This window comes from Pusillimonas sp. (genome assembly GCF_035515275.1).
Lineage (GTDB): Bacteria > Pseudomonadota > Gammaproteobacteria > Burkholderiales > Burkholderiaceae_B > Pusillimonas.
The window spans coordinates 1-7,530 of record NZ_DATJBQ010000153.1 but is presented as its reverse complement, the minus strand read 5'-3'; the positions used below and the strand labels follow the sequence as shown (position 1 = coordinate 7,530).

The following is a 7,530-nucleotide window of genomic DNA, read 5'->3' as shown; positions in this document are numbered from 1 at the left end:
CATGGCAAAGACGGCGTCGCAAGGGAATTTTTTGAACAGCCCGTCTTCGATCATGCGCTTGGCGCCGCCCAGGCTTTCTTCGGCGGGCTGGAATATAAGGTTGAGCGTACCCGAGAACTCGCCGTGCTCGGCCAGGTACTGGGCCGCACCCAGCAAGATGGCGGTGTGCCCGTCATGGCCGCAGGCGTGCATCACGCCGTCGTGCTTGCTTGCATAAGGCAGTCCGGTTTCTTCTTGAATGGGCAAGGCGTCCATGTCGGCACGAATGCCCAGGCTGCGAGTTCCGTTGCCGCGTGTCAGGCGCCCCACAACGCCCGTTCCGCCCAAGCCGCGCTCGACCTCATAACCCCAGGCCAGAAGCCGTTCTGCAACCAGGTCGCTGGTGCGAAATTCTTCAAAGCCCAGCTCGGGGTGATGGTGGATGTCTTGGCGCACGGCGGTGATTTCACCGGCCTTGCGGTTCATGTATTCAAGAAGGTTTTGTGGCTGTTTGGACATGATGTGTACCTAGAAACAAAAATCGCGCCCCGGCGCAGAAGCCAGCAACTTGACGGTGTAAGGGTGCTGGGGAGTGTTGAAGACTTGCCTGGTGTTGCCCTGCTCTACCACCTGGCCCCGGTGCATCACGAGAATGCTGTCGCAGATCTGGCTGGCCACTCGCAAGTCGTGGGTGATAAAAATAATGCCCAGCGAAAGCCGCTTCTGAATGTCGGCCAGCAGGTCAAGAATCTGCGCCTGCACGGAGACGTCAAGGGCTGAAACCGCTTCGTCTGCAATAAGCACTTTGGCTTCGCAGGCGAGCGCGCGGGCGATCGAAATGCGCTGGCGCTGTCCGCCCGAGAACTCGTGCGGATACCGGTGAAGTGCTTCAGGGCTTAGCCGAACCAGCTGCATCAGTTGCTCTGCCCGACGCCATGCTTGCGAACGGGGCACACCAAAGTTGATGGGGCCTTCGATAATTGAAGCCCCCACGGTCTGACGGGGATTGAGCGAACGATAAGGATCCTGGAAGACCATTTGAACGTGCCGCCGAAAGGGCGAGAGCTGGCGGCTGCCGGCATGCGCCACCGAGCGGCCCAACGCGATAATATCGCCCGAAGTGGGCTCGATGAGCCGCGCAATGCAGCGTGCCATGGTGGATTTGCCGGACCCGGATTCGCCGACGATACCGACGGTTTCGCCCGGACGAACCGTTAGCGATACGTTCAGGGCGGCCCGAACCTGGCGACGCTTGCCCGGCCAGCTTCCCATGCGATACACCTTGGACACGTCGCGGGCTTGCAGAAGCGGCTGCGCGTCGGGCACTGCGGGGCGTGCGGGCGCAGACAAGGACGGTACAGCGGCCAGCAGCATCTTTGTGTAGGGGTGGGCCGGTTGCGTCAGCACTTGGGTTCTGGTCCCCGATTCGACCATGCTGCCCAACTGCATCACAGCCACTTCGTCGGCAATTTCGGCCACCACGCCAAAGTCATGCGTAATGAACAACACCGCTGTTTCGCTTTCGCGCTGCAAGGTCAGAATCAGCTTCAGGATCTCGGCCTGGGTGGTCACGTCAAGCGCCGTGGTGGGTTCGTCGCAGATCAGTAGCGCGGGCTTTAATATCAGCGCCATTGCAATAACAATGCGCTGGCGCTGACCCCCCGACAACTGGTGCGGGTACGAGGCGTAAATGCGTTCGGGCTCGGGCAGCTTGACCCGCTCGAATATGGCCAGAATTTCTTTGCGTTGCTGGGCGGCATTCAGCTGGGTGTGTTGCGCAAGAAGCTCGGCCACCTGTGCGCCACAGTTCATGGTGGGGTTCAAGGCGGTCATGGGTTCTTGAAACACCATGGCCATGGCGGCCCCGCGCAGCCTGCGCAATTGCGCTTGCGGGGCGTTCAGTATGTGGCTTCCTTGCAATACGATAGAGCCTGTGGCCGGACCCAGTTGCTTGGGAAGCAAGCCCATTATCGCATTGGCAATAACCGATTTGCCCGAACCTGATTCGCCCACCAGGCACAAGATTTTGCCCGGCTCGATACTGAAGGAAATGTTCTCTACTGCGTTGGGGCGGTCGGCCGAAGCGGGCAGGTCGACGGTCAGGTTCTGAATGTCCAGCACCGGCGCGCAGCCTGAAGCGATATTTTTTGCGCTCATTGTTTAGCCTTGTTGTTTGCTGAACTTCGGATCGAGCGTGTCGCGCAGCCCGTCGCCCAATATATTGACGGCAAGAACGGTTAAGGCAAGAAAGACGCCGGGCAGCAGGACGTTATGTGGAAACTCATTGAACTGGGCGCGCCCTTCGGACATGATGTTGCCCCAAGTGGCCATGTCGGTAGGCAAGCCGACGCCAAGAAATGAAAGTATGGCTTCAACCAGAATGGCTGCAGCGCAGACATAAGTGCCTTGTACGATTAACGGGGCCACCGCATTGGGCAAAATGTGCTTCAGCAGTATTTTCCAGATGGGCGTGTCCAGCGCAATGGCCGCCTCGACGTAAGGCTCTTCGCGTATGGTTAGCACCACAGAGCGCACCAGCCGGGCCACGCGGGGAATTTCGGGTATGGCAATGGCAATGACAACCGTTGTAACCGTGCCGCCGAACAGGGCCACCAGGCTGATGGCAAACAAGATCCCCGGAATGGCCATCAGGCCGTCCATCAGCCGCATCACCAGGCTGTCGATCGCGCGAAAATACCCGGCCAACAGGCCGATCAGCATGCCCAGCGTCAAGGCCAGCAGCGCCACCGCAATTCCTATGGTTATCGAGATGCGGGCACCGTATAAGGTGCGGCTCCATATGTCGCGCCCCAAGCTATCGGAACCCATCAGAAAATAATGGTCGAACGTATCGCCGGCCAGGTTGGTGAATTGACCCGGCGTCAGGGGCAGCATGTTGCCGCTGGCCGGGTCGATGGCATTGGGGTCGATGGTGCCCAGCCACGGCGCAAAAATGGCCATGATGATCAGCAGCAAAAGAACCCCCCCGCCTATGCGTACCGAGCCATTGCGCAAGGCGGTGGCAAGGGCTCGTCGCTTGATTGATGCCGCGGGGGCGTCGGGTAATGCTGCGGACGTGTCCTGGGTCATGATCGAATCGGCCATAAGCTTTGCCTCGGTTTTTTAGTCTTTGAAGATCAGTAGCGAATGCGAGGGTCGAGCACCAAGTAACTAAGGTCGACCAGCAGGTTGATAAAGACATAAATCACCGAGAAGAACAGGATGATTCCCTGTATTAACGGAAAGTCGCGCGACAGCACGGCATCCACCGTCAGTTGGCCCAGTCCCGGAATCGCGAATACGGTTTCGGTCACCACCACCCCGCCGATCAGCAGGGCCACTCCGATGCCAATCACGGTAACGATGGGTACTGCGGCATTGGCCAGGCCGTGTCGTATCAAGACCCGGGCCTCTGAAATACCCTTGGAGCGCGCGGTGCGGATGTAGTCTTCGGTCATGGCTTCCGCCACGGCTGCGCGGGTGACGCGGGCGATCAACGCCACATAAATAATCGACAGTGCAATCGAGGGTAGGATAAGGTGCCTGATCCAGGGGATAAAGCCGTTTTCCAGGCGCGCATACCCTTGTACCGGCAGCAATTGCCAGTGCAGCGAGAACAGCCAGATCAGTACATAGCCCAGCACGAAGGCGGGTATCGAAAAGCCCAGCACCGAAAAGCCCATCAGGGCTCGATCCAGCCATCCGCCATGGCGCCAGGCCGCCAGCACACCCAGCGGAACCGCTACCGCCACCGCGACCACCAGCGTCAAGGCCGCCAGCGAAATGGTGGGCTCAATGCGCTGCGAGATCAGTTCAGTGACGGGAATCTTCATGAAGAACGATTCGCCCAGATTGCCCTGCACCAGCTCGCCGACCCATCGGACAAACTGAATCGGCAATGCGTCGTTCAGGCCCAAAGAAGCCCGCACCAATGCAATGTCGTCGGCAGTGCCACTGTTGCCCACAATGGCGGCGGCAGGATCGCCGGGGGCCAGGCGCAACATGAAGAAAACGATCAGGGCGACGATGACCAGCACCGGCACTGTGGCAAGTATTCGGCGTAAAAAGAAGGCAAGCATGGCTACCTCGGAAACCTGGGCAGTACGAAGGCGGCGCGTTCTACCGGACGCTGCGGGCAGGGCCCGGTAGAACGCAGCGGTGGATCAATGGTGCTTTTTGATGTTCCAGAACACGCTGATGGGCGCGTTGACCAGACCGCTGACAACACCCTTGCGAACGGCAGAGTAGTTCTGCGATTCACCCAACGGGCCGTATAAGCCCGTTTCGAACACTTGTGTCTGAATTTGCTGTGCAAGGTCTTTACGTTTGGCTTCGTCCATGGTGGCCAGGAACTCAGACTTCAGTTGCTCGAGCTTGTCGTCGACAGCCCAGCCAAACCAGCCTTTCTCGCCGTTGCCGGTCATGGGGGCGAAGTACAGCGGGTTCATTGTGTCAGAGGCGCCCCAGCCGGTTATAAAAATGTTCCAGCCGCCGTCTTTCGGCAGATCCTTCTTGGCTCGTCGTGCCACCAGGCTGGGCCAGTCCAAAGATTGCATGTCAACGTTGAACCCGCCTTGTTTAAGCAACTGAGCCAGCACAGGCGGAAACTTGTTAAGCAGCGTGAAATCGGACGGGTTCATCAGAACGACCGGCGTGCCGTCGTATCCCGCTTCTTTAAGCAGCTGCTTTGCCTTTTCGAACTGAGGCTTGCCCGTGAAGTACCCGGTATTGCCGGAATCATAAGCAGAGCCGCAGGGGTAAATGGACGTGCACGGGTTGTAAAGATCCTGGTTGATCATTTGAGCGCGCATCAGGGCTTCTTGGTTCAGCGTCAAAATCGCGGCCTGGGCGATTTTTGGGTTGTCGAACGGCGGAACGTGGTGGTTCAGATGCATGGCATACATGCCCTTGGGCACGGGCGCCAGCAGTTCGATCTGGGGGTTCGCCTTAAGGGCCGCATACTGCCCCGCGGGCACCCACGAGACCATGTCGATCTCGCCGTTGACCAAGGCGTTTGCCTGGGTCTGAGCGTCTTTAATAATCAACCACTCGACCCGGTCAACATACACGTGCTTGCCGCCAGTGGTGCCCGAGGGCGCTTCGGCGCGTGGAACGTATTGCGGATTCTTGGTGTACACCACCTTTTCGCCGGGGCGGAATTCGTCGGCCTTGAAGATATATGGGCCCGATCCGGTGGTGTCGGCGATTTGCTCGCCGGCGGGGGTTTCGGCAACCTTTTTGGGCATGATAAAGGGTGGGTTGGACGAAGGCTTGGCCAAGGCCTCGAGCACCATGCCGAAAGGCTGCTTGAACTGCAGCTTGATGGTCTTTGCGTCAGAGGCGTCAATCGTTTCCAGTGCCGCAAACATTTTTTGACCCAGGTTGTCGCGTTGTCCCCAGCGTTTAAGCGACTGGATCACGTCTTCGGCTGTTACGGGTTGACCATCGTGAAAACGCAAGCCCTCGCGCAGGGTCAGGGTCCAGTTAAGCCCGTCGGCGTCAGCGCTGTACGTGTCGACCATCTGGGGCTTGACCTTGCCTTGCTCGTCAACCCCAAACAGGGTGTCGTAGATCATGTAGCCGTGATCTCGCGTGACGAAAGCGGTGGTCCAGATGGGGTCCAGCACCTTAAGATCGGCCTGCGGCACCATGCGCAGTACTTTCTCGGCATCTTGTGCGTGGGCCAGGGCGGCGGCGCTGCTCAGGGCGACCAGGGCGGTTAATCGCAGTAGTTTTGTTTTCATTGTGTTGTCTCCTCGTTGGGGGAAATGCGAGTTTGATGCTTACATGGCGATAGGGTCTTGCTGAGGTGGGTGGTTTTGAGCCGGTTTAAGGAATGCTTCGGTGGCGCGCTGCGGGTCTTCGTGCAAGGCGTACAGTTTTTCCAGGCAGCGCTTGAGCACCGTGGTTTCTTCGGCGCAAAGCACGCTCATCATGTTGGCTTCCATTTGCCGGCCTATAAGGTCGGCGTCTTTAACCCGTTTGATGCCGTCGGCAGTAAGGTAAAGATTGGTTTGCCGCGCGTCGCCGGGGTCAATGGCGCGCAAGATCAATTTGCGCGCAACAAGGCCTGCAATGGCTTTTGAGGTTAGTGTTTTTTCAATGTGGGTCTGTTCGATCAGGCGTGACACCGTGAGCCCGGGCTGCGTGGCAATAAAGCGCATCAGTCGCAGCTCGCGTAGCGAAAGCCCTACTTGTGCTTCGTAGACCTTAGAGGCAACCGCCTTGGCGCGCTCATTCACGACGTCTATCTTGAAAGTGACGTAATCAAGTTTGATGTCGACGGGAGCGGGGAAGTTTTTGGGTTGGCTCATGGCTATTAAATGCTGATTGCAATAGTTGAAATTTGCACCTAATGAAGAGTGCCATAGCGTCAACCCCGCGAACATGGGTGTTTGTACCGTTAGTGTTTATACCGAGCATATTGAATCGGCGGGCAGACGTAAAAATGGGGCGCTGTATTACCAGCGCCCCGTTGTGGCCGGGCAGGTGGCGCGCGCGTCGGCCTTAACGAAACAGCGACTCGACGTAATCGGCGCCTATGCCCACTTTTTCGTAGTGGTCTTTGCAGAGCTTGATGTAGTCGTGCACGTCGAAGTAGCCGTCGGCATTGCCATCTTCATCGAGCCAGATCAATGGGCCCTTGACGACAAAGAAGGTGCGCATGGGGTCTTCGTGTTCGTACGCGACCAGGGTGTGCCCTTCGCCTGGTGTCTCGTAGATGAAGTCGCCGGCGGTGGCGGTCCAGTCGTGCTCGAGGTAGCCCCACTTGCCCGAGATGGTGTAGGCAAACACTTCGTGGGGGTGATAGTGGCGGTTGACCAGCCCGGCCGATTTGGCCATTAAGATGTCGGCCCATTTGTTCTGCGAAGGCGATATCCATAAGGGCCGTGACGACACCGTTTCGCTAAACGGCACGTAGTAGCGCTCGTCGTCGGTGGGGGCATTGGCAATGTAGGTCTCGGCCTTGGCGTCGGCCTTGAACACATTGGCAATGGGTTTGATGTCTCTCCAGAATTCAGTGGTGGCTTTTTCGGCCATGCAGCGCTCCTTGGAAACGAGGGTTGAAAACCAACCGGCTCCGGGCCGAAGCCGGGAGCCGGTTAAAGTGGTTCGGAGCCCGCCCTGTATGGGCAGGCGGTACCAACAGAATAACTACATTTTGCACTGCTGGTAGTAAGCGTCTTTGTGATCTTCAAACACAACGCCCTGCGCAGCCAGTTGAGCCTTGCCGTCTTCGCCCTTGACCACGTCAACACGGTACCAGTCGGTAATCGGGAAATGGTTGGTGTTGTAAGAAAAGTCGCCGCGAACCGAAGCGAAATCAGCCGCCTCAAGCGCCTTGCGGACGGCCTCTTTGTCTTGCATCTTGCCGTCGAGCTTTTTGATGGCCGAGGCGATCAGGTTGGCTGCGTCGTAGGACTGGGCGGCATACAACGAGGGCGAACGGTTGTATTTTTTCTCGAAAGCTTCGACGAACTGCTTGTTTTGAGCGTTATCGAGGTTGGGCGCATAGGGTGAGTGGGTGATGACACCCAGGGCGATGTCTTG

8 protein-coding genes are annotated in these 7,530 nt (G+C 58.1%); all 8 read right to left on the bottom strand.

Annotated features, from left to right (window positions below; genetic code table 11):
• Positions 1–498, bottom strand: a 498-nt coding sequence (locus VL003_RS11480; protein ID WP_325442594.1) for an amidohydrolase, incomplete at its 3' end; no start/stop codon positions are given.
• A 9-nt stretch (positions 499–507) separates the two neighbouring features.
• Positions 508–2,136: an ABC transporter ATP-binding protein gene (locus VL003_RS11475; RefSeq protein ID WP_325442592.1), complete on the bottom strand. Its 1,629-nt coding sequence runs from the start codon at positions 2,134–2,136 to the stop codon at positions 508–510.
• Positions 2,137–2,139: 3 nt separating this feature from the next.
• The gene (locus tag VL003_RS11470; protein ID WP_325442590.1) at positions 2,140–3,084 is read right to left on the bottom strand and encodes an ABC transporter permease; all 945 of its coding nucleotides are present in this window, start codon (positions 3,082–3,084) and stop codon (positions 2,140–2,142) included.
• 32 nt (positions 3,085–3,116) lie between these two features.
• The gene (locus VL003_RS11465) at positions 3,117–4,058 is read right to left on the bottom strand and encodes an ABC transporter permease (RefSeq protein ID WP_325442588.1); all 942 of its coding nucleotides are present in this window, start codon (positions 4,056–4,058) and stop codon (positions 3,117–3,119) included.
• Between the two features lie 84 nt (positions 4,059–4,142).
• A complete protein-coding gene (locus VL003_RS11460) occupies positions 4,143–5,723 on the bottom strand; it encodes an ABC transporter substrate-binding protein (protein WP_325442586.1) in 1,581 nt (526 codons plus the stop codon).
• Positions 5,724–5,762: 39 nt separating this feature from the next.
• A complete protein-coding gene (locus tag VL003_RS11455) occupies positions 5,763–6,293 on the bottom strand; it encodes a MarR family winged helix-turn-helix transcriptional regulator (protein ID WP_325442583.1) in 531 nt (176 codons plus the stop codon).
• 193 nt (positions 6,294–6,486) lie between these two features.
• Positions 6,487–7,020, bottom strand: a complete 534-nt coding sequence (locus tag VL003_RS11450) for a 2,4'-dihydroxyacetophenone dioxygenase family protein (RefSeq protein WP_325442581.1) — start codon at positions 7,018–7,020, stop codon at positions 6,487–6,489.
• Between the two features lie 114 nt (positions 7,021–7,134).
• Positions 7,135–7,530: ABC transporter substrate-binding protein (locus VL003_RS11445; RefSeq protein WP_325442579.1), on the bottom strand; the 396-nt coding region annotated here is incomplete at its 5' end.

Coding starts and splice junctions, on each gene's coding strand:
- VL003_RS11460 (WP_325442586.1), bottom strand. CDS start 5,723: ATGAAAACAAAACTACTGCGATTAACCGCCCTGGTCGCCCTGAGCAGC.
- VL003_RS11450 (WP_325442581.1), bottom strand. CDS start 7,020: ATGGCCGAAAAAGCCACCACTGAATTCTGGAGAGACATCAAACCCATT.
- VL003_RS11465 (WP_325442588.1), bottom strand. CDS start 4,058: ATGCTTGCCTTCTTTTTACGCCGAATACTTGCCACAGTGCCGGTGCTG.
- VL003_RS11455 (WP_325442583.1), bottom strand. CDS start 6,293: ATGAGCCAACCCAAAAACTTCCCCGCTCCCGTCGACATCAAACTTGAT.
- VL003_RS11470 (WP_325442590.1), bottom strand. CDS start 3,084: ATGGCCGATTCGATCATGACCCAGGACACGTCCGCAGCATTACCCGAC.
- VL003_RS11475 (WP_325442592.1), bottom strand. CDS start 2,136: ATGAGCGCAAAAAATATCGCTTCAGGCTGCGCGCCGGTGCTGGACATT.